This is a genomic window from Nitratireductor thuwali (assembly GCF_036621415.1).
Taxonomy (GTDB): domain Bacteria; phylum Pseudomonadota; class Alphaproteobacteria; order Rhizobiales; family Rhizobiaceae; genus Chelativorans; species Chelativorans thuwali.
The window spans coordinates 3,561,672-3,586,232 of sequence record NZ_CP030941.1 but is presented as its reverse complement, the minus strand read 5'-3'; the positions used below and the strand labels follow the sequence as shown (position 1 = coordinate 3,586,232).

Annotated in this window: 23 protein-coding genes and 1 tRNA gene; 11 read left to right on the top strand and 13 right to left on the bottom strand. The window is 64.4% G+C overall.

What is annotated here, in order from left to right:
• Nucleotides 1-26 precede the first annotated feature (26 nt).
• The gene (locus tag NTH_RS17330) at nucleotides 27-863 is read left to right on the top strand and encodes a YgfZ/GcvT domain-containing protein (protein ID WP_338531190.1); all 837 of its coding nucleotides are present in this window, start codon (nucleotides 27-29) and stop codon (nucleotides 861-863) included.
• Nucleotides 863-1,480, top strand: coding sequence for an HD family hydrolase (locus NTH_RS17325; protein WP_338531189.1), 618 nt, complete (start codon nucleotides 863-865; stop codon nucleotides 1,478-1,480). The genes NTH_RS17330 and NTH_RS17325 overlap by 1 nt, the downstream gene beginning before the upstream one ends.
• Nucleotides 1,481-1,495: 15 nt before the next feature.
• Here NTH_RS17325 and NTH_RS17320 read toward each other — a convergent pair whose 3' ends face one another.
• Together NTH_RS17320 and NTH_RS17315 are read right to left on the bottom strand one after the other, a co-directional pair.
• Complete coding sequence (locus tag NTH_RS17320; protein ID WP_338531188.1) at nucleotides 1,496-2,956, bottom strand: RimK family protein; 1,461 nt, start codon at nucleotides 2,954-2,956, stop codon at nucleotides 1,496-1,498.
• A complete protein-coding gene (locus NTH_RS17315; protein WP_338531187.1) occupies nucleotides 2,953-4,059 on the bottom strand; it encodes a GNAT family N-acetyltransferase/peptidase C39 family protein in 1,107 nt (368 codons plus the stop codon). Before NTH_RS17315 ends, NTH_RS17320 begins: the two co-directional genes overlap by 4 nt.
• Before the next feature lie 239 nt (nucleotides 4,060-4,298).
• Between NTH_RS17315 and NTH_RS17310 the strand changes: the two genes are divergently transcribed.
• The 3 genes from NTH_RS17310 to NTH_RS17300 all read left to right on the top strand — a co-directional run bounded on the left by NTH_RS17310 (nucleotide 4,299) and on the right by NTH_RS17300 (nucleotide 8,729).
• Entirely contained in the window at nucleotides 4,299-5,180 is an 882-nt protein-coding gene (locus NTH_RS17310; RefSeq protein WP_338531186.1) for a mechanosensitive ion channel family protein, read from the top strand.
• Between the two features lie 249 nt (nucleotides 5,181-5,429).
• Nucleotides 5,430-6,671, top strand: coding sequence for an MFS transporter (locus NTH_RS17305; protein WP_338531185.1), 1,242 nt, complete (start codon nucleotides 5,430-5,432; stop codon nucleotides 6,669-6,671).
• 90 nt (nucleotides 6,672-6,761) lie between these two features.
• Nucleotides 6,762-8,729 carry a PhoX family protein gene (locus NTH_RS17300; RefSeq protein ID WP_338531184.1) on the top strand — a complete coding sequence of 656 codons (1,968 nt, stop codon included), beginning with the start codon at nucleotides 6,762-6,764 and terminating at the stop codon, nucleotides 8,727-8,729.
• A gap of 3 nt (nucleotides 8,730-8,732) precedes the next feature.
• Here NTH_RS17300 and recO read toward each other — a convergent pair whose 3' ends face one another.
• The 8 genes from recO to rpoZ all read right to left on the bottom strand — a co-directional run bounded on the left by recO (nucleotide 8,733) and on the right by rpoZ (nucleotide 15,987).
• The gene (gene recO, locus NTH_RS17295; RefSeq protein WP_338531183.1) at nucleotides 8,733-9,479 is read right to left on the bottom strand and encodes a DNA repair protein RecO; all 747 of its coding nucleotides are present in this window, start codon (nucleotides 9,477-9,479) and stop codon (nucleotides 8,733-8,735) included.
• An 18-nt stretch (nucleotides 9,480-9,497) separates the two neighbouring features.
• Complete coding sequence (gene era / locus NTH_RS17290; protein ID WP_338531182.1) at nucleotides 9,498-10,421, bottom strand: GTPase Era; 924 nt, start codon at nucleotides 10,419-10,421, stop codon at nucleotides 9,498-9,500.
• A complete protein-coding gene (rnc, locus tag NTH_RS17285) occupies nucleotides 10,418-11,137 on the bottom strand; it encodes a ribonuclease III (RefSeq protein WP_338531181.1) in 720 nt (239 codons plus the stop codon). The genes era and rnc overlap by 4 nt, the downstream gene beginning before the upstream one ends.
• Nucleotides 11,137-11,886, bottom strand: coding sequence for a signal peptidase I (gene lepB, locus NTH_RS17280; RefSeq protein ID WP_338531180.1), 750 nt, complete (start codon nucleotides 11,884-11,886; stop codon nucleotides 11,137-11,139). Before lepB ends, rnc begins: the two co-directional genes overlap by 1 nt.
• Nucleotides 11,887-12,023: 137 nt before the next feature.
• The gene (gene acpS / locus NTH_RS17275; protein ID WP_338531179.1) at nucleotides 12,024-12,425 is read right to left on the bottom strand and encodes a holo-ACP synthase; all 402 of its coding nucleotides are present in this window, start codon (nucleotides 12,423-12,425) and stop codon (nucleotides 12,024-12,026) included.
• A complete protein-coding gene (locus NTH_RS17270; protein WP_422392446.1) occupies nucleotides 12,425-13,018 on the bottom strand; it encodes a DUF2062 domain-containing protein in 594 nt (197 codons plus the stop codon). The genes acpS and NTH_RS17270 overlap by 1 nt, the downstream gene beginning before the upstream one ends.
• Nucleotides 13,019-13,224: 206 nt before the next feature.
• Nucleotides 13,225-15,471: a RelA/SpoT family protein gene (locus tag NTH_RS17265; RefSeq protein ID WP_338531177.1), complete on the bottom strand. Its 2,247-nt coding sequence runs from the start codon at nucleotides 15,469-15,471 to the stop codon at nucleotides 13,225-13,227.
• Between the two features lie 117 nt (nucleotides 15,472-15,588).
• Nucleotides 15,589-15,987 (bottom strand): DNA-directed RNA polymerase subunit omega, encoded by a 399-nt coding sequence (gene rpoZ / locus NTH_RS17260; protein WP_338531176.1) that lies wholly within the window; start codon nucleotides 15,985-15,987, stop codon nucleotides 15,589-15,591.
• Between the two features lie 331 nt (nucleotides 15,988-16,318).
• Between rpoZ and NTH_RS17255 the strand changes: the two genes are divergently transcribed.
• Together NTH_RS17255 and NTH_RS17250 are read left to right on the top strand one after the other, a co-directional pair.
• Complete coding sequence (locus NTH_RS17255) at nucleotides 16,319-16,903, top strand: NYN domain-containing protein (RefSeq protein ID WP_338531175.1); 585 nt, start codon at nucleotides 16,319-16,321, stop codon at nucleotides 16,901-16,903.
• Nucleotides 16,900-17,568 carry a uracil-DNA glycosylase gene (locus NTH_RS17250; RefSeq protein ID WP_338531174.1) on the top strand — a complete coding sequence of 223 codons (669 nt, stop codon included), beginning with the start codon at nucleotides 16,900-16,902 and terminating at the stop codon, nucleotides 17,566-17,568. The genes NTH_RS17255 and NTH_RS17250 overlap by 4 nt, the downstream gene beginning before the upstream one ends.
• Nucleotides 17,569-17,624: 56 nt before the next feature.
• On the opposite strand, the gene smpB is transcribed toward NTH_RS17250, so the two are convergent.
• Together smpB and dapA are read right to left on the bottom strand one after the other, a co-directional pair.
• Complete coding sequence (smpB, locus tag NTH_RS17245; RefSeq protein ID WP_338531173.1) at nucleotides 17,625-18,098, bottom strand: SsrA-binding protein SmpB; 474 nt, start codon at nucleotides 18,096-18,098, stop codon at nucleotides 17,625-17,627.
• A gap of 58 nt (nucleotides 18,099-18,156) precedes the next feature.
• Nucleotides 18,157-19,038: a 4-hydroxy-tetrahydrodipicolinate synthase gene (gene dapA, locus NTH_RS17240; protein WP_338531172.1), complete on the bottom strand. Its 882-nt coding sequence runs from the start codon at nucleotides 19,036-19,038 to the stop codon at nucleotides 18,157-18,159.
• Nucleotides 19,039-19,461: 423 nt separating this feature from the next.
• Between dapA and NTH_RS17235 the strand changes: the two genes are divergently transcribed.
• The 3 genes from NTH_RS17235 (at nucleotide 19,462) to NTH_RS17225 (ending at nucleotide 22,816) form a co-directional block, all read left to right on the top strand.
• The gene (locus NTH_RS17235; protein ID WP_338531171.1) at nucleotides 19,462-21,543 is read left to right on the top strand and encodes a lytic transglycosylase domain-containing protein; all 2,082 of its coding nucleotides are present in this window, start codon (nucleotides 19,462-19,464) and stop codon (nucleotides 21,541-21,543) included.
• 156 nt (nucleotides 21,544-21,699) lie between these two features.
• Nucleotides 21,700-22,602, top strand: a complete 903-nt coding sequence (locus NTH_RS17230) for an alpha/beta fold hydrolase (RefSeq protein WP_338531170.1) — start codon at nucleotides 21,700-21,702, stop codon at nucleotides 22,600-22,602.
• Nucleotides 22,603-22,618: 16 nt separating this feature from the next.
• Nucleotides 22,619-22,816: a hypothetical protein gene (locus NTH_RS17225; protein ID WP_338531169.1), complete on the top strand. Its 198-nt coding sequence runs from the start codon at nucleotides 22,619-22,621 to the stop codon at nucleotides 22,814-22,816.
• A gap of 6 nt (nucleotides 22,817-22,822) precedes the next feature.
• On the opposite strand, the gene NTH_RS17220 is transcribed toward NTH_RS17225, so the two are convergent.
• Nucleotides 22,823-23,881 carry a porin gene (locus NTH_RS17220; RefSeq protein WP_338531168.1) on the bottom strand — a complete coding sequence of 353 codons (1,059 nt, stop codon included), beginning with the start codon at nucleotides 23,879-23,881 and terminating at the stop codon, nucleotides 22,823-22,825.
• 566 nt (nucleotides 23,882-24,447) lie between these two features.
• Between NTH_RS17220 and NTH_RS17215 the strand changes: the two genes are divergently transcribed.
• Nucleotides 24,448-24,537, top strand: a tRNA-Ser gene (locus NTH_RS17215).
• The last annotated feature ends 24 nt before the right edge of the window (nucleotides 24,538-24,561 follow it).

Sequence of the window (24,561 nt, the reverse complement as noted above, 5' to 3'; positions counted from 1 at the left end):
GCCCGCAAGATTGAGAAAAAATCCCCATGCCGACGATTCATCTTTCAGATCGCGCCGTCATTTCCGTGGCGGGGCCGGAAGCCGAAAGCTTCCTGCAGAACATCATCACCACCGACCTGTCGTCGCTGGCGCCCGGCAAGGCGCGCCCCGGCGCGCTGCTGACGCCGCAGGGCAAGATCCTCTTCGACTTCATCGTTTCACGCGCGGGGGAAGACAGCTTCCGGATCGATTTCCGCAAGGACGTGACGGACGACCTGGTCAAGCGCCTTATGCTCTACCGGCTGAGGGCCAAGGCGCAGATTTCCGTTGAGGATCAGGAACACGTGACCGTTTCCTGGGAAAATGATTCAGCAGGCGACGGGGTCGCCGACGAACGTTTCCCGCAGAGCCTGAATGTCCGCCGTCTCTACGGTCCGCCGCCTGCCGCAAGCGACGAGCGAAGCCTTTGGGAGCGTTTGCGGATCGTCCACGGCGTGGCCGAAAGCGGCACGGACTATGCGTTGGGCGACGCATTTCCTCACGACGTCCTGTTCGACCAGAATGCCGGCGTCGGCCTGAAGAAGGGCTGCTATGTCGGCCAGGAAGTCGTCTCGCGCATGCAGCACCGGGGCACGGCAAGGCGCCGGCTGGTGATCGTGCGTGCCGATAGCCCCCTGCCCCCGCCCGGCACCGCGGTTTCGGCCGATGGGCGTGCCGCCGGGTCGCTGGGAACCGTCGAGGGGCAGGATGGGCTTGCCATCGTGCGCGTCGACCGGGTGGCCGAAGCCAATGCGCGGGCGGCGCCCATCACCGCCGGGGATGTACCCGTTTCGCTCAGCGTGCCGGCCTATGCCGGCTTCTCCTTGAACGGCGAGACCGCCTGATGGCGCAACGGGTGAGCGGAAAGCCGCGCGCCTGGCAGCGCATGCTCTCCGGCCGGCGGCTGGACCTGCTCGACCCCTCGCCGCTCGACATCGAAGTCGCCGACATCGCCCATGGCCTGGCCCGGGTGGCCCGCTGGAACGGGCAGACGAAGGGCGACCACGCCTTTTCCGTCGCCCAGCATTCGCTGCTGGTGGAAGAGATCTTCCGCATCAACAACCCGGCCGCCTCGGCCGATTGGGCGTTGGCTGCGCTGCTGCACGACGCACCGGAATATGTGATCGGCGACATGATATCGCCGTTCAAGGCGACATTGGGCGAAGACTACAAGTCGGTGGAGAAACGGCTCCAGCGCGCCATCCACCTCCGCTTCGCGCTGCCGCCCGACATGCCGGCCAAGTTGGCCCAGGAAATCAAGCGCGCCGACCGCATCGCCGCCTTCTTCGAGGCAACGCGCCTGGCCGAATTCGCCGAAGCGGAGGCCGCCCGCTTCTTCGGCCGCCCGCGCGGCTTTTCCGCCGACAGGCTCGAGCTGAAGCCGCAGCCGGCGCGGCGCGCGCAGAAGGCGTTTCTCGCGCGGTTCATGCTGATAGAGAAATTGCGGAACAAGCCACGATAGGCAAGCGCGCGCTCATTATCGCGCCTGTCGATCCAGACGGTCGATGAACCATTGGGTCAGCTTGACCCAGACCGCATCCTTCTCGCCCGCATCCTCGCAGCCATGGTCGAGATTCGGATTGTCATTGACCTCGATGACATAAACGCCTTCGCTCGTTTCCTTCAGGTCGACGCCATAAAGGCCGTTGCCGATGCAGCGGGCGGCGCGCACTGCTATGTCGATCACCTCGGGCGGCGTTTCCTTGATGGTGAAGCTGCGGAAGCCGCCCTCGTCCGGCTTGCCGCGCCTTTCGTGATTGACGATCTGCCAATGCTTCTTGGCCATCAGGTACTGGACCGAAAACAGCGGCTCGCCGCCAAGAACGCCGATGCGCCAGTCGAACTCGGTCGGAAGGAACTTCTGGGCGATCAGAAGATCGGAGTCCTCGAGCCATGTGGCCGCAAGGCGCTTCAGCTCCTCCATGTTCGCAGCCTTCTTCACGCCCCGCGAAAACGCCCCGTCCGGGATCTTCAGGACGATGGGGAAACCCAGCGTGTCGGCTGCCGCCTGCAGGTCGGCGGGACCGGAAATCATCATGGTCGGCGGCACCGGGACCCGGTGCGTGGTCATCAACTCGTTCAGGTAGACCTTGTTCGTGCAGCGGATCATCGACATCGGATCGTCGATGACTGGCATGCCTTCCTGCTGGGCCCGGCGGGCAAAGCGATAGGTGTGGTTGGAGATCGACGTGGTCTCGCGGATGAACAGCGCGTCGTAATTGGCGAGCCGCGGCAGATCCTTGCGGGTGATCGGCTCCACCTCGACCCCCATCTTGCCGGCGATGCGCGACCAGTATTTGAGCGAATTGACCGAGGAAGGCGGCAGGGCCTCCTGAGGGTCGATCAGCGTGGCAAAGCTGTACCGCGCCGGCGTCCGGGTCCTCGTATCGCGCCACTGCCGGCTGGTATAGGTCTCCAGATTGGAAAGGAAGCGCGCCTTTTCATCGGCCTTCATGCGCGCCAGCGGCAGAAAGCCGATCTTGCGGATGGTCGCCCACTCGCCGTCCTCGATGGCCACCTCCAGCGCCGGAGCCCGGAACCAGTCGAACAGAAGCCGGGCAAACCGGTCCCAGGCGCGCGAGGGGCCGATGCCGAAGAAGATCGAGACAGATGAAGGAAATGTCCCGCCAACATCGCGCCGGCACCTGTTGAGCGCCTGTTCCAGCTCCGGCAACGAATTCTCGTAGAGCTTGCGCGCCGACAGGTCGATCAGCGTCTCCACGGAAGGAATGATCTTGTGTCCGCGCGAGCTGGCCAGCAGCGAGGCGTAGTAGCCGCGGCTCTGATAGGCATAGCTGTTGGAAAGATTGATGACTTTCGGGCGCTGGCCGCGAAACAGCGACGGGTGGGCCAGATAGTCCCTGGTGGTGATGATCTTGTGGGGCGTGGCCACCTGGTCGAGGTCGCCGGGACGGCCGGTAAGTATGACCCAGGTCATCGTGTCTTCATGTCTCCCAATACGACGGCCGCACGCAGGCCGCGCCGTCCGAACTGCGCCATGCGCATGAAAGAAGCGTGGGGGATCGGAATGTTCGCGGCGTCGGCGGCGGTCTCGCCACGCTCGTCCTCCACCCAGGGATCATGCACGAATATATGGCCGCCGTCGTCGCCGATCGCCAGGACCCAGTGCGGCACTTTCTTGCCGAACATCAGATAGCCGCTGATCAGGACGGCCACGAGCGCGCCACGCTGCAGCGCATCGCGGATGTCGTCCAGCGTGAACGCGCGGTCCGAAACCGGTATGGCGAGCGCACGGGCCCGGTTGCGGAAGTCGAGTTGCGCCAGCCGCATTACCCGGCGCTTTTCCTCGTCGCGCACCGAATCCAGGAACAAGGGCCCCTTGCGCGATACCATGATGCGGGCGGCAAGGCCGAGATCGACCGCCGCCACGGCAAGGCCGAAGGGCTCGCAGCCGCCCGGCCCCGACATCATGAAAACGGTGGTGGCCTGCCGCCACAGCCTTACCTCGAGGATGGGGCTCGGCTTGAACGCGGGGTCGAACCGGGCCTTGGCCATCATCAGGCAGGCCGGGCCGCAGGTAAAATCCGCCGTCTGCTCGTAATAGGGCACGCCGGCATGGGGCGATACCTGGCCGCGCAGTAGCTTTTCGTAGCGCAGCGCCGCCGCGCCGTCCTCGTAATAGTCCTCTTCCCTGCCTATGCGGCGGTAGCCGGCCTTCTCGTAAAGGCCTATGGCGCGGCTGTTGTCCTCACGCACCTCCAGCCGCAGGACCAGGCGCTCATGCGCATAGGCCGCATGTTCGGCAGCCTCGAGCAGCAGGCGCCCGACGCCCGAGCCGGCGCTTTGCGGGGAAACGGCGATGGAATAAAGCCGGGCGACACCGCTGCCCTTGCGATAGAGCACCAGGCAATAGCCGGCCAGCGAGGCATCCTCCTCGGCCACCAGAAGTGTGGCCGAATCGCTCTCGACATGCTGACGGAAGGAACGCCGCGAAATGCGATCCGTATCGAAAACGGTGTTCTCGATGGTGACGAGCGCGTCGATGTCGGACGCGCGGGCCGGACGAATGTCGGCACTCATTTGCTGGCGGTTGGCCCCATAGATTTGCCCCCTCTTAGCATTGCCGCCGCCGGCGGAGAACAGAGAATTTGTCGGACGGGCGTCGTGGCAATGCTTTATTTGCCACTTTGGCGTAAAACGCCATCAGGGCCGAATTGCAGCAGTCCGGCGTCGAAGCGGAAATGACGCGGGAACGGCTGCGGCCTCAGGCGGGCGGACAACGACTGGCCTAACCCATAAGGTTGAACGGAGACTTGTACATGGAAATCGATACCGCCGCCATGCTGACCGCGGGCGAAGCCGCGCTGGCACAAGCCAGCGCATTCGCAGTCGAATATGCCTTCTCGGTCATAGGCGCCATCATTCTTATCTTCGCCGGCTTCATCGTCGCCGGCTATCTGGAGCGCGCGGTCGGTCGTGCGCTTTCGCGGATGCACACCTTCGACCAGACCCTTTGCCGCTTTCTCTCGAAGGTCGTTCGATACGCTGTTCTCATCATGGTCGGCGTCACGGTTCTGGCGCAGTTCGGCGTCCAGACCGCCAGCATACTCGCCGCGCTCGGCGCGGCCGGTCTTGCGATCGGGCTTGCTCTCCAGGGTACCCTGCAGAATGTCGCCGCCGGCATCATGCTCCTTGTCCTGCGGCCGTTCCGGGTCGGCGAATATGTCGATGCCAGCGGCATAGCGGGCACCATCGAGGAGATCGGCCTGTTCGCAACCGAGCTGACGACGTTCGACGGGCTCTATGTGCTCGCCCCCAACAGCGAGCTGTGGAACAAGGCCGTCACCAACTATTCGCGCAACCCCACACGCCGCTTCGATCTCGATATCGGCATAAGCTACAGCGACGACATCAATCTCGCGCACGACACGCTGATGGAGCTTGCGCGCAGCGATGATCGCGTGATGGGGGTCCCCGAGCCGGAGGTGCTTGTCAAGGATCTCGGCGACAGCGCCGTGGTGGTGACGCTGCGTTACTGGACGGCGGCGAGCAATTTCTGGCCGGTCCAGTTCGATCTCACCAAGGCCGCGAAGGAAGCCTTCGACGCCAAGGGCATCACCATCCCCTTCCCGCAGCGCGACGTGCACTTCGTGCCGGCGGAAGCCCCCCAACCCAAGCGCATCTCAGCACGAAAAAGCTGAAAGCGCTCCTCCGGATGCGCTTGCGGCCTGTGCATGGCGCATCCGGCAAGGGTCCGAAACGTTGAAGCCATGCATCAATTTCGTTGAACCCAGAGCGTCATTCATTTCAATTGTGTGGATTTTCGGCCCGGCTAGTATAGCGTCTGTCGACGCTTCGGGGGCGGCACGTCTGCGCCGGCGTCGGAGATGAATCCGGTCGTGCCGCCATCCAGCGGTCGCAAGGCCGCGCCGTAGGTGAGGAACTTCTTCATGTCGCAAGCTGCAACCGCCCGCCCCGCCGCCGTCGGCTTTCCGTGGCTCATCGTGATCTGCGGCTGCATCATCGCCGCGATGACTTTCGGGCCGCGCTCGGCGATGGGCTTTTTCCAGCTTCCCATGCTGGAGGATCGCGGATGGGACCGCACGACTTTCGGGCTGGCGATGGCCATACAGAACCTCCTCTGGGGTGTGGGGCAGCCCATTTTCGGCGCGATAGCCGATCGGTTCGGCACTTGGCGGGTGATGGCCATGTCAGGCCTTCTGTATGCCGCCGGCCTCATCCTCATGGCCACGGCGACGAGCGAGACGATGCTGCATATCAGCGGCGGCGTGCTGGTGGGGCTCGGCATCGCGTCGGGCTCCTTCAGCATCGTGCTTGCCGCCTTTGCCCGCAACGTGACGGCCGAGAACCGCAGCCTGGTGTTCGGCATCGGCACCGCAGCCGGCTCCGCCGGCATGTTCATCTTCGCGCCGATCAGCCAGGCGCTGATCGACACTTTCGGCTGGTCCGACACGCTGGTCTATATGGGCATCGCGATGCTGGTGGTGCCGCTGCTTGCCATTCCACTGGTCGGCAATTCGTCCAGCGGGCGCGTGCCCAGGGCCGTCGAGATGGAGCAGACCTTCGGCGCCGCCCTGCGTGAGGCCTTTGCGCATCGCAGCTTCGTTCTCCTGGTCTCGGGTTTTTTCGTCTGCGGTTTCCAGGTCGCCTTCATCACCGCCCATTTTCCCGCCTATATCGGCGATCTCGGCATCGATGCGCGCTATGCGGTGATCGCGCTGGCGCTGATCGGCTTCTTCAACATCATCGGTTCGCTCGCCTCCGGCTTCATCGGCCAGCGCTATTCCAAGCCCATTTTCCTGGCCTGGATCTATATCGCGCGCTCCGTCGCCGTCACCGCGTTCCTCTTGTTCCCGCAGACGCCGACCACCGTCGTCATCTTCGCCATCGTGATGGGGCTTTTGTGGCTCTCCACCGTGCCGCCGACCAATGCGCTGGTCGCGGTCATGTTCGGCACGCGCTATCTCGGCATGCTGGGCGGGCTGGTGTTCTTCTCCCACCAGATCGGCTCGTTCCTGGGGGTCTGGCTGGGCGGCTATCTTTACGATAAGTTCGGCTCCTATGATCCCGTCTGGTGGCTCGGCGTGGCGCTGGGCCTGTTCGCCGCGGCCGTCCACTGGCCGATCAAGGAGCAGCCTGTGGACAGGCCCGTTCTGGCACCGGCGGAATAGGCTGTTCACGGACCGCATGGCTGTCATGCGGCTGCAATAGACGCGCCCTATTGCGTCTCCGTGGATATTCCCCATCGAGGAGAGGCAGACATGAACGAGCACGTCGACCCAACCGAAATCAAGACGCCGACCGACATCCGCGAGGAGTCCGAGGATATCGGCCGCAACGACACGTCCAACCCGACAATGGGCGATATCATCAACCGCCGCTATTCGCGCCGCGGTTTCCTCGGCGGCTCGCTTGCCGTGGCCGCCATCGGCGCGACCGTCAGCCCGATGGCGCTGCTCGCCGGCAAGGCGCAAGCCGCCGCCGCCTCGGCATTCGACTTCACCGAGGCGACCGCCGGCGTCGATGAAACGCACCATATCGCCGATGGCTACGACGCCGACATTCTGCTGCGCTGGGGCGACAAGGTACTGCCTGACGCCCCTGATTTCGATCCGATGAACCAGAGCGCCGACGCCCAGGCCAAGCAGTTCGGCTACAACAACGACTATGTCGGCTTCATCCCGCTCGACGGGGCGGAGGATCGCGGCATCCTTGCGGTCAACCACGAATACACCAATGGCGAATTGATGTTCCCCGGCCTTGCCAAAGTGGTCGACGACAAGGTGGAGATGGGCGACTACACCAGGGAGCTGGTCGATATCGAGATGGCCGCCCATGGCGGCACGGTCATCGAGATCCGCAAGGGCGAAAACGGCAAATGGCAGCCGGTGCTCGACAGCCCCCACAACCGCCGCATCACCGTCAACACGGAAATGGCGCTTTCAGGCCCGGTAGCCGGCCATGACCGGGTGAAGACGAATGCCGACCCGTCCGGCACGAAGGTCTTCGGCACGCTGAACAATTGCGCCGGCGGCGTCACCCCCTGGGGCACCTACCTGATGGCGGAGGAAAACTTCCACGGCTATTTCGGCGGCGAACTGCCGGCCGGCCACCGGGAAGAGGAGAACTACAAGCGCGTCGGCGCGCCGGGCGGCTGGTACAATTGGGCCTCCTTCCACGACCGCTTCGACGTGTCGAAGGAACCGAACGAGCCGAACCGTTTCGGCTGGATCGTCGAGGTGGACGTCATGGACCCCAATTCGACGCCGAAAAAGCGCACCGCGCTCGGCCGTTTCAAGCACGAAGGCTGCGAAACCGTCGTCAATGGCGATGGCCGCGTGGTCTGCTATTCGGGCGACGACGAGCGTTTCGACTATGTCTATAAGTTCGTCACGGCCGGCACCTTCAACCCGGACGACCGCAGCGCCAATCTCGACCTTCTCGACGAAGGCACGCTCTATGTCGCGCGCTTCGACGAGGACGGCACGATGGAGTGGCTGCCGCTGGTCCATGGCGAGGGCCCGCTGACGGCGCAGAACGGGTTCGAAAGCCAGGCGGACGTTCTGATCGAGACGCGGCGGGCGGCCGACCTTCTGGGCGCCACCAAGATGGACCGCCCGGAAGACGTGCAGCCGAACGCCGCGACCGGCAAGGTCTACTGCATGCTGACCAACAACACGCGGCGCAAGGCCGACGAAGTCAACGCGGCCAACCCGCGCCCGGACAATGCCTTCGGCCATATCATCGAGATCACCGAAACGGACGGCGATTTCGCTTCGACCAGGTCGACATGGGAAATCCTGCTCAAATGCGGCGATCCGTCCATTGCCGAGGTGGGCGCGACATTCTCCCCTGCCACCAGCGAGAACGGCTGGTTCGGCATGCCCGACAACTGCGCCATCGACGCGGACGGCAGGCTGTGGGTCTCCACCGACGGCAACAGCCAGAGCAAAACCGGACGTGCCGACGGGTTGTGGGCCGTCGACACGGACGGCGAGGCGCGGGGCACGTCCAAGCTCTTCTTCCGCGTTCCCGTGGGCGCGGAAATGTGCGGTCCCTACTTCACGCCGAGCGGCGAGACGCTGTTCCTCGCCGTGCAGCATCCGGGCGACGAGGGGTTAGCCACTTTCGAGAACCCGGCGACCCGCTGGCCGGATTTCGACGAGAAGCTGCCGGTGCGCCCGTCCTTGCTCGTCGTCACCAAGCAGGGCGGCGGTAAGATCGCCTGACGCTCAGGCCGCGTTCTCGCCCTTGGCCAGAGCGCGGGCCAGGGCGGACAGGAAGCCCGCGCGGGAATCGGGCGCTTCGATCCCGCGCGGCTCGTAGACGTTGCGATTGAGAAAATGCCCGGTCAGGCCGAAGGCGTCGGCGAGCCCGCCGGCATCGCCTTCGGCCCGAGACCCGGAACCGAGGAGTTCAGGCAACGGCAGCAGCTTGTCGGCCCATGGCTGGCCTGCCTCCCTCGTCACCGCCCTGCCCGTCTTCGGCGACACGAATGCCAGCCCCTCGCGCGCGCCGGTCAGGGCGCAACGGGAAAGGTCCAGGCCGAAGCCGAGTTCTTCCAGCACCGCAAGTTCGAACCTGGCCATCAGCGACCCCGCGATGCGCGGCTCGTCCAGATGGCGCGTCACCACGCACATCGTTTCATAAAGGGCGGGATGCGGGTCGCGCTCGGGCAGAAGCCGCAGATGCGCGGCCAACAGCTGGATGCCGTGGACGGCGGCGGCCGAGGCCATCAGACGGGCGGCATGAAGCTCCAGCGGCTCGACCTGGAACAGGCCCAGATGCTCGTCCAGCCGGGCGCGCCAGACCAGCTCGACCCGGTTTCCAGGCTGCAGCAGGGGCTGCATCCTTCGCGAGCGGCCGCCGCGCACCAGCCCCAGGTGCCGGCCATGGGCGGCCGTCATCACCTCCAGGATCGTGCTGGTCTCGCCGTGCCTGCGGCACCCGAGTATCATGCCGTCGTCACGCCATTCCATGGTCCCGGTATCAGCCCCTCAATGCGGGAATTCAAGCCCCATTTCGCGATAGCGCTCGGGATCATTGCTCCAGTTCTCGCGCACCTTGACGAACAGGAACAGGTGCACCTTCTGCTCGAGGATCTCGGCGATCTCCTCGCGCGCGGCCTGGCCGATGGCGCGGATGGCTGTGCCCTTGTGTCCGAGGACGATCTTCTTCTGGCTGTCGCGCTCGACATAGATCACCTGCTCGATGCGCACGGAGCCGTCCTTCCGCTCCTCCCACTTTTCCGTTTCCACATGGGTGGCGTAGGGAAGTTCCTGGTGGAGGCGCAGGAACAGCTTCTCCCGCGTGATCTCGGCGGCGAGCTGCCGCATCGGCAGGTCCGAGATCTGGTCTTCCGGATAGTACCACGGGCCCTGCGGCAGGCTCTCGGCGAAATAGTCGAGAAGGTCGCCGCAGCCCGATCCCGTCAGTGCCGAAACCATGAAGGTGCGGTCGAAGGCGACGCGTTCATTGGCCTTCGCCGCCAGTGCCAGAAGCGCCTCGCGCTTGACGCGGTCGATCTTGTTGAGGATCAGGATCTTCGGCTGGCGCACCTCGGCCAGGCTGTCGAGGATCGCGTCCGCATCGCCGCGGATGCCGCGTTCGGCATCGACCAGAAGCGCGATGATGTCGGCATCGCGCGCGCCGCCCCAGGCGGTGTTGACCATCGCCTTGTCCAGCCGGCGGCGCGGCCGGAAAATACCGGGCGTGTCGATGAAAACGATCTGCGTCCTGTCCCTTGTGGCGATGCCGCGCACCAGTGCGCGCGTCGTCTGCACCTTGTGGGTGACGATGGAGACCTTGGCGCCGACCAGCTGGTTGAGCAGCGTCGACTTGCCGGCATTGGTCGCGCCGATCAGCGCGACGAAGCCGGAGCGCGTGTCCGCCGGGGTCTCGACGGGCTTCTCGTCGGTCATGACGCGCCTTCCGCCTTCTGCCAGACGCCTTCGCGTATGAGGATTTCGGTCGCCGCCACCTGCTCGGCCTCGCGCTTGGACCGGCCCCTGCCGCGCCCGCCCCCGTAGCCCTTGATGTTCACGGCAACGGTGAACACGGGATCATGATCCGGTCCTTCGCGGCTTTCAACCACATATTCGGGCGCCGCGCCCGATACCTGATGGGCCCATTCCTGGAGCGCGGTCTTGGGGTCCTGTCGCGCCGCCAGCGGCCTGCGTGAGCGATTTTCCCAGTTGGCGTGGATAAAGCGCCGCGCGGCCTCAAGCCCGTCCTGCAGATAGATCACCGCGATCAAGGCTTCCATCACGTCCGAGCGCAGGTTCACCTGCTTGCGCGCTGCCAGGGCCTTCAGGTCGCTGCCGATATGGATGAGTTCGTCGAGGCCCAGGTCGTCGGTGACCTCGGCCAGCGTCTCGGCGTTGACCAGCGCGTTGAGCCGCACCGACAGCTCGCCTTCCGGCGCGTCGGGGAACGCGTGATAGAGCATTTCGGCGACCACGAGGCCGAGAACCCGGTCGCCCAGAAATTCGAGACGCTGATAGTCCGAGCCCTTGGCGCCGCGCGCGCTGGCATGCGTCAGCGCTTCCAGCAAAAGCCCCTTCTGGTGAAAGGCAATGCCGGTGCGCCTTTCGACGGCCTCGGCGAGTTCCTCGCCGGTGAGGCGCTTGCCGGTCATCAGTCTACCCAGTTGAGAATGCGCCCGGGCCGCATCTCCGTGGGCCATTTCCAAAGCTCGAGCGGGCTTGCGCCGCCGGCGATGGAGAAGAAGATGACATTGGCGCGGCCAACCAGGTTCTCCGCCGGCACGAAGCCGACCGAGAAGCGGCTGTCGGTGGAGTTGTCGCGGTTGTCGCCCATCATGAAATAATGGCCTTCGGGCACGACGAATTCGCGCGTATCGTCGCCGATGGAATTGGGCGAAAGATCGAGCGTTTCGTAGGAAACGCCGTTCGGCAGCGTTTCGCGGTAAACGTCCACCGGGCGCGTCATTTCGGTGATGTCGGGATCGTCGATAACGCCGAGCTTTTCCCGCTCCACCGGCTCGCCATTGATGTGCAGAACGCCCTCGCGCATCTGGATGCGGTCACCCGGCAGGCCGATGACCCGCTTGATGTAGTCGATGGAGGTGTTCGTCGGCAGCTTGAACACGGCCACGTCGCCGCGTTCCGGCGCCGAACCGAAGATGCGGCCTGAGAAGATGGGCGGCGAAAAGGGCAGCGAATGGCGCGAATAGCCATAGGCCCACTTCGTCACGAACAGATAGTCCCCCTCCAGGAGCGTCGGGCGCATGGAGCCGGAAGGAATGGAAAAAGGCTGAAACAGGAATGTGCGGATAACCAGCGCCAGGAGCAGCGCCTGCACAATCACGCTGACGGTCTCGCCCAGTCCACCGGCCTTCTTCTTGGATTTTTCAGCCACGCTCATGTCGTCCTCGGTTTCCGGCCACGGAATCGCGTGCTCGCGGCCTCTGTCTGGTGTCCCTCTTACCGGCTGACGCCAGGCGGGGCAATGTGGGAAGGCGCCCGTTGGGGCCTGGGGACAGGCCGCAGCATGGCGGTGTGTCAATAATCGGGCACCGCCTCGATTATGACGAAGGCCTGGGCCAGCGGATAATCGTCCGTGATGGTCAGATGGACAAGCGGATGGTGCCTGTCGGGCATCATCTCACGCAGGCGTTCGGCCGCGCCGCCGGTGAGCATCATGGTCGGCTTGCCGCCCGGCAGGTTGACCACGCCCATGTCGCGCCAGTAGACGCCGCGCGAAATCCCCGTGCCGAGCGCCTTCGAGCAGGCCTCCTTGGCGGCGAAGCGCTTGGCGTAGGATGCCGCCCTCTCCCGCCTGCGGTCGGATTTCGCGCGCTCGATATCGGTGAAAACCCGCCGGGTGAAGCGGTGCTCGTGGCGCTCCAGCGTCTTGGCCACGCGCCTGATATCGATCAGATCGCTTCCCAGCCCGATAATCATCAGCCTGCCGTCGCCGTTGCGGTTCGCGATTGCATTTCAGCGCGCCTCCGGGCTCTTTCGGCCAGCCGCTTGCGCCGCTGCTCGCGGAAGGCGATGACCGTCCATCGCGTCAGGAAATAGAAGATCAGCCCGACGGCCAGTCCGAGCGGCAAGGCGCCGACGGCCATGGGTTTTATCAAGGGCTCCCATAGCTGGGAGAATTCCAGGTGCCGCAGCGCGCGGCCAAGGTCCACCGGCATGTGCGGACCGGGATGGGCGCCGTGAAGTATCGCTTTGCCCAGTTGCAGCGTCGCACCCCAGATGAACGGAAAGGTCAGCGGATTGCCGACCGCGGTGCCGATCGCCGAGGCCACGACATTGCCGCCCAGCACCCAGGCCAGCGCAGCGGCCAGGAGGAAATGAAAGCCGAGAAAAGGCGTGAACGAGGCGAAGACGCCGGCGGCGATGCCCGCGGCAATGGCATGAGGCGTGGCGCGCAGGCGAAGCGCGCGTTTGGTGAAATATTGCGCGGACCGAAGGAACGACCGGCGCGGCCAGACCATCGTCCTCAAACGTTCCCAAAAATCAGCGCTTTTCCTGCGTCGAAACAACATTGCCGTCATATACCACCCACCGGAGCGCCCCGCCCCGATACTGTAAATCCTGGCCGTTAACACTGCGTTCCCGTGGCAATGCCAAGAGCCCCCCTCGATATAGAGACGGCCATGCCGCATGAGCAAGGCGGATCGATGACATTAGGACGCAGTGCGTCTTTTACACGCAAGGAGAATGCGGCGCCCATTGTTCCAGGTGACGCCGCTCAGCCATTGACGCGGCGCACCTCGGACACGCAGGGCGCCTCCTTCAGCTGCGAGATCAGCCGGTTCAGATGCTTCAGGTCCCAGACCTCCAGGTCGAAGATCATTTCGGTGAAATCGGGCGCGGTGCGCGCCATGGACAGCATGTGGATGTTGGCGTCGTTGGAGGCGATCATCTGGGCGATTTCGGCAAGCGAGCCCGGCTCGTTGATCGCGGTCACCGAAAGGCGCGCGGGAAAGCGCTCCTTCATGTGCTCGTCGATGTCCCAGCGCACATCGATCCAGCGCTCGGGCTGATCGTCGAAGGCGGTCAGCGATGGCGACTGGATGGGATAGATCGTTATGCCGGAGCCCGGCTGCAATATGCCCACGATGCGGTCGCCCGGCACCGCGCCTTCCGGGGCAAAGCGCACCGGCAGATCGCCGCTGACGCCACGGATGGGCAGCGCCCCGTTCTCGCCGGCTGGCACCGTCTCCTTGCTCTGACGGGATTTCCTGCGCGAGGAACGGCCCGGTATCTGAAACAGCATGCCGGCGGCGTTGCGCAGGTTGAACCATCCCTCCTCCCGCGCCTTGGGGTTCTGGGTGACGCGCTCGTCCTTGTAGTCGGGAAAGACGGCGTGGACGACATCCTGCGAGGTCAGCTCGCCCCGGCCCACGGCGGCAAGCACATCGTCGACATCCTTGCGCGCCAGACGATGCAGGACGGGTTTCAGGGACTCCTTGTTCCACGGCTTGCCGGCGCGCTCGAAGGCGCGTTCGAGAATGCGCGCGCCCAGGCCCGAATATTGCTTTCGCACGGCGTTGCGCGTGGCGCGCCGGATGGCCGAGCGTGCCTTGCCGGTGACGACGACGGATTCCCAGGCCGCCGGCGGCACCTGCGCCTTCGAGCGGATGATGTCGACCTCGTCGCCGTTCTTCAGCTCCGTCATCAGGGGCATGATGCGGCCGTTGACCTTCGCGCCGACGCAGGTATCGCCGACATCCGTGTGGACCGCATAGGCGAAATCGATGGGCGTTGCCCCGCGCGGCAGCGCGATCAGCCGCCCTTTCGGCGTGAAGCAGAAGACCTGGTCCTGGAACAGCTCCAGCTTGGTGTTCTCGAGGAACTCCTCCGGATTGTCGCCTTCCGAAAGCGCCTCGATCGTTCGGCGCAGCCAGGCATAGGCGTTGGTGTCCTTGGATATCTTGTGGCCGCCATCCTTCGTCTTGGAGCCGAAATCCTTGTAGAGCGTGTGGGCCGCCACGCCGTACTCGGCCACCGTTTCCATCTCGTGGGTGCGTATCTGCAGTTCCACGCGCTGGCGGGACGGCCCGACGATCGTCGTGTGGATGGAGCGGTAGTCGTTCTGCTTGGGCGTGGAGATGTAGTCCTTGAAGCGGCCGGGCACCATCGACCAGGTGGAATGGATGGCCCCCAGCGCGCGGTAGCAGTCCTCGACCGTGTCCACGACGACGCGAAAGCCGAAGATGTCCGAAAGCTGCTCGAAGGAGAGCGCCTTGGTTTCCATCTTCTTGAAGACGGACCAGGGCTTCTTCTGGCGGCTCTTGACGGTTGCCTTGATCGCGTTCTTCTCGAACAGCTCGGCAAGGGAGCTCTCGATCTCGCCGATGACGCCGCGATTGCGCTCGAAAAGATCGGCGAGCCGTTCAGTGACGGTACGGAAGGCTTCCGGGTTGATGTAGCGGAAGGCCAGTTCCTCCAGTTCCTCGCGCATGTCCTGCATGCCCATGCGGCCGGCCAGCGGCGCATAGATCTCCATCGTCTCCTCGGCGATGCGCAGCCGCTTGTGCACCGGCACATGGTCGAGCGTGCGCATATTGTGGAGACGGTCGGCGAGCTTGACCAGAAGCACCCGCACATCCTGCGAGATCGCCAGCAGGAGCTTGCGCAGGTTTTCCGCCTGGGCCGCCTTCTTGGAGACGAGGTCGAGCTTCCTGAGCTTGGTCAGGCCCTCGACCAGGCTGCCGATATCGTCGCCGAAAAGCTCGTCGATCTCCGAGCGCGTGGCGCTGGTGTCCTCGATCGTGTCGTGCAGAAGCGCCACCGCGATGGTCGCCTCGTCGAGGTGCATGTCGGTGAGGATGGCCGCGACTTCGAGCGGATGCGAGAAATAGGGATCGCCCGAGGCCCGCGTCTGATGACCATGCTTCTGCATGGCATAGACGTAGGCCTTGTTGAGAAGCGCCTCATTCACGTCCGGCTTGTAGCGCTGCACGCGCTCGACAAGCTCATACTGACGCATCATGGGCAACGACTCCCGGCTTGATCCTCAAACGCAAAAAATGCGCCACGTCGGCCGCGCGGCGCATCTTCTGAAAATAGGCATGAAAACGCCGCCACGAAAGAGCGGCGCTCCGACGGACTAAAAGTCGTCGCTTTTTTCCGGCGGCACAAGCCCCTCGATGCCGGCCAGCAGATCTTCCTCGCTCATGCGGTCGAAGGAGACGGGCTCCTCCTCGGGCCGGTCGGCCTCGGCGGTCACGGTCTCGGCCTGGTCGCCGATCGCCGGCAGGTCCGCCTCGGGCTCGTCGACCTCGACATGCTTCTGCAGCGAGTGGATCAGCGCTTCCTTCAGATCGCCCGGCGACAGCGTCTCCTCGGCGATCTCGCGCAGGGCAACGACAGGATTCTTGTCGTTGTCGCGATCCACCATGATCGCCTCGCCCTGGGATATCTGGCGCGCCCTGTGGCTTGCAAGCAGAACGAGGTCGAAACGGTTTTCGACCTTGTCGATGCAGTCCTCAACGGTAACACGGGCCATGGCTTGCCCCTTTCATGCTTCGAATTTCCGGAAATCTTGCGGTCCCATAGCTTTTTGGCGCGCGCGATTCAAGGAATTTCGCCCTGAGCGCCGACAAAGACGGCTTTCGCCTTTGCCCGGCCATGGAACCAATCATGGCCGCGCGCGGTTTTTTTGCCGTAAGGATCAAGATTCGCGTCAACCATGATTGACGTTTACAATTTAATTGGCATTGGAATGAAAACAAGTCCGCACTATGTCAGCAGATATGATGGATGGTACATGCGCCGACAGCAGTTTGGAGCATGCCGGTTTTGTCTGCGCAGCCCATTGCCACGAAGGATATTTGAACATGTTTGACCCACGCGAAAAGATCGCTCTGTTCATCGACGGGGCTAATCTTTACGCCACATCGAGATCGCTCGGCTTTGATATCGACTACCGGAAGCTTCTCTCCAGCTTCCAGCAGAAGGCCTATCTTCTGCGGGCCTACTATTACACCGCCCTTGTGGAGGATCAGGAATACTCGTCGATCCGGCCGCTGATCGATTGGCTCGACTATAATGGCTACAAGGTGGTGACCAAGCCGGCCAAGGAATTCACCGATTCCACCGGCCGCCGCAAGATCAAGGGCAATATGGACATTGAACTGGCCATCGATGCGCTCGAGCTCTGCGATGTCGTCGATCACTATGTCCTCTTTTCCGGCGACGGCGATTTCCGGACGCTGGTTGAAGCGCTGCAGCGCAAGGGCCGCAAGGTCAGCATCGTATCGACCATAAAGTCGCAGCCGCCGATGATCTCGGACGAATTGCGCCGGCAGGCCGACAACTATATCGACCTTGCATCGCTTCAGGCGGAAATCGGGCGCGATCCGGCGGAACGGCCGCTGCGTCGCCCCGAGGCCGATGACTACGAGAACAATGATATTGAATGAGCATTTCGTCCGAAGACGGCAGCGAGCCGCCGAGAGACTGCCCCCTTTGTCCACGCCTGCATGACTTCATCGCCGAATGGCGCACGCGCGAGCCCGGATGGCACAATGCGCCGGTGCCCACTTTCGCGCCCGCCGAAGGCGACGAAAAGGCGCGGCTTCTGATCGTCGGGCTCGCGCCGGGCCTGCGCGGGGCCAACCGCACCGGCAGGCCCTTCACCGGCGATTACGCCGGAACGCTGCTTTATGGCACGCTGGAGCGGTTCGGCTTTGCCCGCGGACGCTTCGAGGCACGGCCGGACGACGGGCTGGAACTGGTCGACGCCGCCATCACCAACGCCGTGCGCTGCGTGCCGCCGGAGAACAAGCCCGTCGGCAGCGAGATCCGCACCTGCCGGCAGCACTTCTTCGTGCCGACGATCGAGCGCTTTCCCAACATCGAAGCCATCGTTTCGCTCGGAACCATCGCGCATCAGTCCACGGTCCGCGCGCTCGGGCTCGCCGTGAAGGACCATCCCTTCAGCCATGGCTGCGAGCACGATTGCGGCCGGCTGCGCCTGTTCGCCTCCTACCACTGCTCACGCTACAACACGAATACGGGCCGGCTGACGGAAGAGATGTTCGTGGAGGTGTTCGGGAGGGTGAGGGAGTTTTTGGGTGAATGGTGAATGGTCCCCCTCTGGGTTCGACTTGCCCGGATGAACATCGCCGGCACCAATACCATTCACCCCTTCTCCTTCAACAGCCGCGCCTTCTCCCTGTTCCAGTCGCGCTGCTTCGCGGTCTCGCGCTTGTCGTGAAGCTTCTTGCCTCGGGCGACCGCCAGCTGGAGCTTGGCGATGCCGCGTTCGTTGAAATACATCTTCAGCGGCACCATGGTCATGCCGTCACGGTCCACGGCCTGGGAAAGCCGCGCGATCTCCTTTCTCGAGACCAGCAGCTTTCGCTTGCGGCGCGGCTCGTGATTGAAGCGGTTGCCGGCGAAATATTCCGGGATATGCGCGTTGATCAGCCAAACCTCTCCGCCTTCGACCGAGGCGTAGGATTCCTGGATGTTGGCGTGTCCCTCGCGCAGCGATTTCACCTCGGTGCCGGTCAGCACCAGGCCGGCCTCCAGCGTGTCGGCCACCTCGTAGGAGAAACGCGCCTTGCGGTTTTCCGCGACCGTCTTGATGTTCGGGTTCTTTTCCTTGGCCATGAATTCCCAATGCGCGCGGGGCGCGTTCGTTCAGCACCCCGCTTTTCCTGGAATCGCTCTAGTTCATCAACCCGGCGTGCTTCATCGCCGCGTCGATGCGCTCCGCCGTCGAAGCCTCCACGGGCACGAGCGGCAGGCGAACGGTGTTCTCTACCTTGCCGAGGCGCGACAGCGCGTATTTTGCGCCGCAAAGCCCAGGCTCGATGAAAAGCGCCTTGTGCAGCGGCATCAGGCGGTCCTGCAGGTCGATCGCCTTCTCCTTGTCGCCATTGAGCGTGGCTTCCTGGAACTCGGCGCAAAGGCGCGGCGCCACATTGGCCGTCACCGAGATGGCTCCCACGCCGCCATGCGCGTTGAAGCCCAGCGCCGAGGCATCCTCGCCAGAGAGCTGAATGAAATCCTTGCCGCAGGCGAGCCGCTGCTCCGATACCCGCTCGACCTTGGCCGTCGCATCCTTCACGCCGACGATGTTGGAGAAGTCGGCGGCAAGGCGGCCCATCGTCTCCGGCAGCATGTCGATGACCGAGCGCGGCGGTATGTTGTAGATGATGATCGGCAGGCTGGTGGAGCGCGCCACCGCCGCGAAATGCTCGTACAGGCCGCGCTGGTTGGGCTTGTTGTAATAGGGCGTGACCACCAGAACGGCGTCCGCGCCCACTGTCTCGGCATGCTCCACGAAACCGATCGCCTCGCGCGTCGAGTTCGATCCAGCGCCGGCGATCACCGGAACGCGCCCGGCGGCGGTTTCCACGCACAGCTTGACCACCTCCCGGTGCTCGTCATGGGTCAGCGTCGGCGACTCGCCCGTCGTGCCGACCGGCACGAGCCCGGCCGAGCCCTCCTCGATCTGCCACTCGACGAAAGAACGGAAGGCGTCTTTGTCCAGGCTGCCGTCTTGCTTGAACGGCGTCACGAGCGCTGTGATGGACCCCCTGAACATTGACCGAAACTCCTTGGCTTCCTCTGATACGGCCCATCGGCCGCGATATTGCCGGGCTTCTAGCCCATTGCGAAGCGCGGCACCATAGTCTCGCCATCGAATGCCGGCAAGAACAACGAGGCGGGTGCTTATTGGCACAAGATGGCAGCCCGCGCTAACCTTTCGTTCACCGGCTCTTCACCCTGGCCGATCTAGAGTGGAGCCGACCTGGGGTCGGGGAAACCGCCGCCGAAGCAAATCGAGGTCCCGTCGATGTTCGGGTTCGGGCGAGGCGAGACCGGAAGCAGGGAAAAGCGCCATTTGCAGCCCGTCGAACTGGACCGTAATTCGTTCGGCAGCACCATGGTTTCGAGGATGACACGCTTGCAGTACCGGTCTTCCGCAACATCGGCCCGAAAACGGAAGCCATTTTTGGAAAGCACGATGCTTAGATTCAAGAAGCTGGAGCGTCCTTTGCGCTCCAAGGTCGGCGCATTCGCCCTCCTCCTGTCGCTGGCGGGCGGCGCCGGGGCTTTCGAGCTGCCGCAGAACGCCCCGGTGCCCGAGCCACGCCCCTATGCGCCGCTCGATCGCGCCGCGGTGACCGCGACCATCCCCTTCGTGACTTCCGGCCTGCTGAAGCAGGACGACGTGACGATGCTCGAGCAGGGGCTCGACGCGTTGTCGAAGGGCGATGCGGCCGCGGCGCGGACCATCCGCGACGGGATGAGCCCGGGTTCGCTCGACCGCAAGATCCTTGCCTGGGCCGTCGCGTTGTCGGCCGGCGCAGGCGTAGGCAGCCTCGACATTGCTGAAACGTCGCGGGAACTGGCCGGCTGGCCCGGCATGAGCCGGCTGCGCGCCAGCAGCGAACGGGCGCTCTATCGCGAGAACCCGCCAGCGCGGGAAGTCGTCGCGGCCTTCGCCGGCACGCAGCCGACCACATATGAAGGTACGGTCGCGCTCGCGCGGGCGCATGTGGCGCTGGATGACAAGGCCGCCGCGCGCGCCGTGCTCTCGCCCTTCTGGCGGGTCGAAAAGCTCGGCGCGAAGGAGGAAGCGGCCATCCTGCGCGCGTTCGGCGAGCTCATTCCGGCATCCGACCACCGCTACCGCATGGAGCGGATGCTCTATGACGACCGGGTGCGCTCGGCCGAGCGCGTGGCCGGGCGCGCGGGCGGCGAAGCCCTGACAAAGGCCTGGGCGGCCGTCATCCGCAACGAAAAGAGCGCCGGCAAGCTGTTGGACGCGGTGCCGGCGGACCAGCGCACTGTCGGATACCATTTCGCCAAGGCGCGCCATCTGCGGCGGACCGGCCGCTTCAAGGATGCCGCGAAGGTGGTGCTTTCGGTGGATCGCGAGGCAACGCGGGCGATCGACCCCGACGAATGGTGGTTCGAGCGGCGCGCCCTGTCGCGGGAACTGCTGGATATCGGCGATCCCCGGACCGCCTACCGCATCGCCGACGCGCAGGCCGGCGGCAGTGCCGCCACGATCGCCGACGCGGAATTCCACGCCGGCTGGTACGCACTGCGCTTCCTTGACGACGCGCAGCTTGCGGCCGGCCACTTCTCCCGCATCGCGGAGGTGGCGGACGGGCCGATCTCCCGCGCGCGGGCCTTTTATTGGCTCGGCCGCGCTGCCGAAGCCGGCGGCGGCGGCGATGCGCCGAGCTTCTATGGCAAGGCGGCTGCCTATGGCACCGCATTCTACGGGCAGCTCGCCGCAGCCAAGCTTGGCCGCGCCACGCTTCAAGCAACCTATCCGCAAACCACGACGGCCGATCGCAGGAACTTTTCGGCGCGCGAGGCCGTGCGCGCGATCGAACGGCTCGAGAGAGCCGGCCACCCGCAGCGCGCCCAGATCCTTTATCGCGATCTGGCGCAGGAACTGGACAGCACCGGCGAACTGGCCCTGCTTGCGGCGGCGGCGGAGCGGCAGGGTGACCACTATCTGGCGCTGCGCATCGGCAAGATCGCGGCAGCGCGCGGTCTCGACATCGGCACGCTCGCCCATCCGATTGGCGCCATACCGGCCACCGCCTCGGTCTCCGGCGCCGGCAAGGCCCTGGCCTATGCCATTGCGCGCCAGGAAAGCGAGTTTAACGCGGGCGCGGTTTCCAGCGCCGGCGCGCGCGGCCTGCTGCAACTCTTGCCTTCCACGGCCAAGGCGGTGGCCAGCAAGAACGGCCTGCCCTTTTCCACCTCCAAGCTGACCAGCGACGCCGGCTACAACGCCACGCTCGGCGCGGCCTACCTGTCGGAGCAACTTGGCCGGTTCGACGGCTCCTACGTGCTGACTTTCGCCGGCTACAATGCCGGCCCGAGCCGGGCATCGGAATGGGCGGAGCGCTATGGCGACCCGCGCGGAAAGCCGGTCGATGCGGTGGTCGACTGGATCGAGCGCATTCCCTATACCGAGACGCGCAACTATGTTCAGCGTGTCATGGAGAACTATCAGGTCTACAAGATGCGCCTGACGGGACGGTTCGCCGCCGAGAAGGATCTGGTGAAGGGGCGGAGATGAAACCGGATCGAGCGCAGGCCCGCCGCCTCCACCTTCCTCGTCCCCGGCCTTGATCCGGATCCACGCCTGAACAACTGTCATTGATCGCCGCAAGGACGGCGGCATAGTCTTGTCGTGGCCGGGTCTGAGATCCGGCCGGGCAAAAACGGGGGCATCATGAGCGCTGCATCGCGGGGGCAACACGACTTCTTCTACACCGCCAGGGATGGGCTGAAACTGCATGCCCGCGTCTACGGCACGCCCTCGCCCGGCACCTGGCCGGCGGTCTGCCTGCCGGGGCTGACGCGCAATGCGCGGGATTTCGAGGCGCTGGCGCGCATCCTTTCGACGGACGAGAAGAGGCCGCGGCAGGTGATCGCCTTCGACTATCGCGGCCGCGGGCAGTCCAGTCGCGATCCGAACTGGGAAAATTACGCCGTGCCGGTGGAGGCCGACGATGTGGCCGCCGGGCTGACGGCGCTCGATGTCGAGCATGCCGGTTTCATCGGCACCTCGCGCGGCGGGCTCATCGTGATGGCCCTTGCCGCGATCCGCCCGGCGCTCATCAAGGCGGCGGTGCTGAACGACATCGGCCCGGTGATCGAAGGCGCGGGGCTCGCCCATATCCGCAGCTATCTGGAGAACGCGCCCAGGCCCGCGAGCATGGAAGAGGCGGTGCGGCTGCAGCGCGCGGTGCACGGCGGTGCCTTTTCCGCGCTGACGCAGGAGGATTGGGAGCGTCATACGCGGGCGCTCTACACGATCGGCGCAAACGGCCGGCCGATTGCCGATTTCGACCCAAGGCTTCTGAAAACGCTCAAGCTTGTCGACCTGAGCAATCCCCTGCCGGCCCTGTGGCCGCAATTCGAAGGGCTGCGTTCGGTGCCTGTGCTGGCGCTGCGCGGCGAGAACTCGAAACTCCTGTCGCGGGAAACGCTCGACGAGATGGAGCGGCGTCATCCTGCGCTTGAAGCGTTGACGGTCGATGGGCAGGGCCATGCGCCGCTGCTGGAGACCGGCGATCTGCCGCGCCGGATCGGCGCCTTCCTGACGAAGGCCGAGCGCGCCGGAAGACGCTAGAGCGCCGGGCGTCCGGATGGACGCTGCACAGGAACGCTCCAACATCCTGAACCTGCGCATCGCGCTTTCCGAAGATCGATCCGATCTCGGGCCGATGCTGCAGGCGCCCGTGCCGTTCTGCCCGTCAGCCGTCCACGCCGTCCATGCAAATTTCACGGACGTAAAAGAAAACCCGGCGGGCAAGCCCGCCGGGTCTCCTAAGACGTTCTTCTAACCGAGATTAGAAGTTGCGGTCGAAGCGAACGAAGCCGCTGAACACGCCGTCTGCGTAGTTGTCGCCATCACGGTAGTTGACAGCCAGCTTGGTGTTGAAGTTCTCAACCAGCGCGTAGTCGACCACGCCGCCGATGGCGTAGTCGTCGCCACCAATGTCGTGAGCTTCGCTGAAGTACTGACCGCCGACGCCGACCGAAAGCTTCGGCGTAGCAGCAAACTTCAGGTAACCACCGGCAGACCACTCGTAGCCGGCATTGAAGCCAGTGGCGAGGAGCGGCACGTTGTTGTTGACCGAGTAGAAGCTCTGGTCGGACTCGTAGGTCGCGAGCAGCTCGAGCGTGAGAGCCTGGGTCGCCTTGATCTTGGCGATTGCCTTGGCGGCCCACTCTTCAGCCGTTGCGTCGTAGGCACCCCAAACGTTCAGGCTGCCCCAAGCCTGAGCGACACCGACGTTACCGACGACATTCGGCGTGTAGTCGTAGTTGGTGTCAGCCTCTTCAAGCGCAACCGACACGAAGACGCCGTTGGCGGCATCGAAGGTGTAGCGGATGAAGTGGACGCGCGCGCCGCCGCCGGAGTCGAACTCACCGGAAAGGCCGGCATCGTACAGCGTGTCGGACAGACCCATCGAGAGACCGCCGAGCGACAGGATCGCCTGCTGAAGGCCAACGCTGCCACCGGCGCCATGGGACAGGAAGCCGCCTTCATTGATGGCACCCACGGCAGTCGGGGCGCTGGAAGACGAATTCGCACGGAACTCGATGAAGCCGCCGAGCGTGCCGTATTCGGTCTCCGAACGGGCGTCGATGGTCAGCGTGCCGCGAGCAAGCTTGCGCCAGCCGTCGTCGTCTTCCGACCAGTCGATCTGGTAACGGACATAGCCGCCGATCTTCAGGCAGGTTTCGGTACCCGGGATGTAAAAGAAGCCAGCGCCGTAGACGTCACAGACGCGGACATATTCCATGGGCTCCGGCTCGGGAACCACAACCATGTCGGCTGCCTGAGCGGCGGATACGCCACCCATGATCGCCGCGGAGCCAATGAGAAGGCTCTTGATCTTCATTTTCTGACCTCCAGTCAAAGTTCTTAAATAAGGGTCTGGGTATTCTTGCTGAAGGACAGCGTTCCCTGCCCCATCCCCAATGCGCGAAAAAGGCACGCCCCCGGCGCGTCTCCTTCGAAAGCGACATTACTCATGGCTGGGCGGCGTTCAACAGGCATTGCCGCATTGATGCCGCATCATCATCGCTATCAGAACTGCCTGTTGCACAAATGCCACGGAAATGGCCGCCACGGAAAGAAGTTGTTAACCGTCAGGGGCCGGATCGGCGCTCCCACCTCTTGAAAAGGCGCCGCTGCCGCCGCGAATCTCCTTCTTCGCGGCGAATCGACGGCACAGGCCCGGCTTTCCCCTTGCCTCCCGTCTGCTGCTTCCGCCGTCGCCGAACGACCTTCCTCCTGACATCACCGTCTGCGGCAGCCGCCGGAGCGGCGACGCGCGATTCCCATGCCGGCGGGATCCGGCTGGCGGGCATGATGCCGGGCGGTGCCGTTATGCGCCAATAATTGGAAATCGCCGCAAAGGCGTGTTGATTGTGCCCGCGCTTTTCTTTATCCACCCTTGCGGACGGAGAGGTGGCCGAGTGGTCGAAGGCGCTCCCCTGCTAAGGGAGTAGACGGGCAACCGTCTCGAGGGTTCGAATCCCTTCCTCTCCGCCACTTTGCGCGATCGCGCCGGACCTT

Excerpts from the sequence above, each read along its gene's own strand:
- NTH_RS17330 (WP_338531190.1), top strand. The coding sequence starts at position 27 with ATGCCGACGATTCATCTTTCAGATCGCGCCGTCATTTCCGTGGCGGGG.
- NTH_RS17325 (WP_338531189.1), top strand. The coding sequence starts at position 863 with ATGGCGCAACGGGTGAGCGGAAAGCCGCGCGCCTGGCAGCGCATGCTC.
- NTH_RS17320 (WP_338531188.1), bottom strand. The coding sequence starts at position 2,956 with ATGACCTGGGTCATACTTACCGGCCGTCCCGGCGACCTCGACCAGGTG.
- NTH_RS17315 (WP_338531187.1), bottom strand. The coding sequence starts at position 4,059 with ATGAGTGCCGACATTCGTCCGGCCCGCGCGTCCGACATCGACGCGCTC.
- NTH_RS17310 (WP_338531186.1), top strand. The coding sequence starts at position 4,299 with ATGGAAATCGATACCGCCGCCATGCTGACCGCGGGCGAAGCCGCGCTG.
- NTH_RS17305 (WP_338531185.1), top strand. The coding sequence starts at position 5,430 with ATGTCGCAAGCTGCAACCGCCCGCCCCGCCGCCGTCGGCTTTCCGTGG.
- NTH_RS17300 (WP_338531184.1), top strand. The coding sequence starts at position 6,762 with ATGAACGAGCACGTCGACCCAACCGAAATCAAGACGCCGACCGACATC.
- recO (WP_338531183.1), bottom strand. The coding sequence starts at position 9,479 with ATGGAATGGCGTGACGACGGCATGATACTCGGGTGCCGCAGGCACGGC.
- era (WP_338531182.1), bottom strand. The coding sequence starts at position 10,421 with ATGACCGACGAGAAGCCCGTCGAGACCCCGGCGGACACGCGCTCCGGC.
- rnc (WP_338531181.1), bottom strand. The coding sequence starts at position 11,137 with ATGACCGGCAAGCGCCTCACCGGCGAGGAACTCGCCGAGGCCGTCGAA.
- lepB (WP_338531180.1), bottom strand. The coding sequence starts at position 11,886 with ATGAGCGTGGCTGAAAAATCCAAGAAGAAGGCCGGTGGACTGGGCGAG.
- acpS (WP_338531179.1), bottom strand. The coding sequence starts at position 12,425 with ATGATTATCGGGCTGGGAAGCGATCTGATCGATATCAGGCGCGTGGCC.
- NTH_RS17270 (WP_422392446.1), bottom strand. The coding sequence starts at position 13,018 with ATGTTGTTTCGACGCAGGAAAAGCGCTGATTTTTGGGAACGTTTGAGG.
- NTH_RS17265 (WP_338531177.1), bottom strand. The coding sequence starts at position 15,471 with ATGATGCGTCAGTATGAGCTTGTCGAGCGCGTGCAGCGCTACAAGCCG.
- rpoZ (WP_338531176.1), bottom strand. The coding sequence starts at position 15,987 with ATGGCCCGTGTTACCGTTGAGGACTGCATCGACAAGGTCGAAAACCGT.
- NTH_RS17255 (WP_338531175.1), top strand. The coding sequence starts at position 16,319 with ATGTTTGACCCACGCGAAAAGATCGCTCTGTTCATCGACGGGGCTAAT.
- NTH_RS17250 (WP_338531174.1), top strand. The coding sequence starts at position 16,900 with ATGAGCATTTCGTCCGAAGACGGCAGCGAGCCGCCGAGAGACTGCCCC.
- smpB (WP_338531173.1), bottom strand. The coding sequence starts at position 18,098 with ATGGCCAAGGAAAAGAACCCGAACATCAAGACGGTCGCGGAAAACCGC.
- dapA (WP_338531172.1), bottom strand. The coding sequence starts at position 19,038 with ATGTTCAGGGGGTCCATCACAGCGCTCGTGACGCCGTTCAAGCAAGAC.
- NTH_RS17235 (WP_338531171.1), top strand. The coding sequence starts at position 19,462 with ATGCTTAGATTCAAGAAGCTGGAGCGTCCTTTGCGCTCCAAGGTCGGC.
- NTH_RS17230 (WP_338531170.1), top strand. The coding sequence starts at position 21,700 with ATGAGCGCTGCATCGCGGGGGCAACACGACTTCTTCTACACCGCCAGG.
- NTH_RS17225 (WP_338531169.1), top strand. The coding sequence starts at position 22,619 with ATGGACGCTGCACAGGAACGCTCCAACATCCTGAACCTGCGCATCGCG.
- NTH_RS17220 (WP_338531168.1), bottom strand. The coding sequence starts at position 23,881 with ATGAAGATCAAGAGCCTTCTCATTGGCTCCGCGGCGATCATGGGTGGC.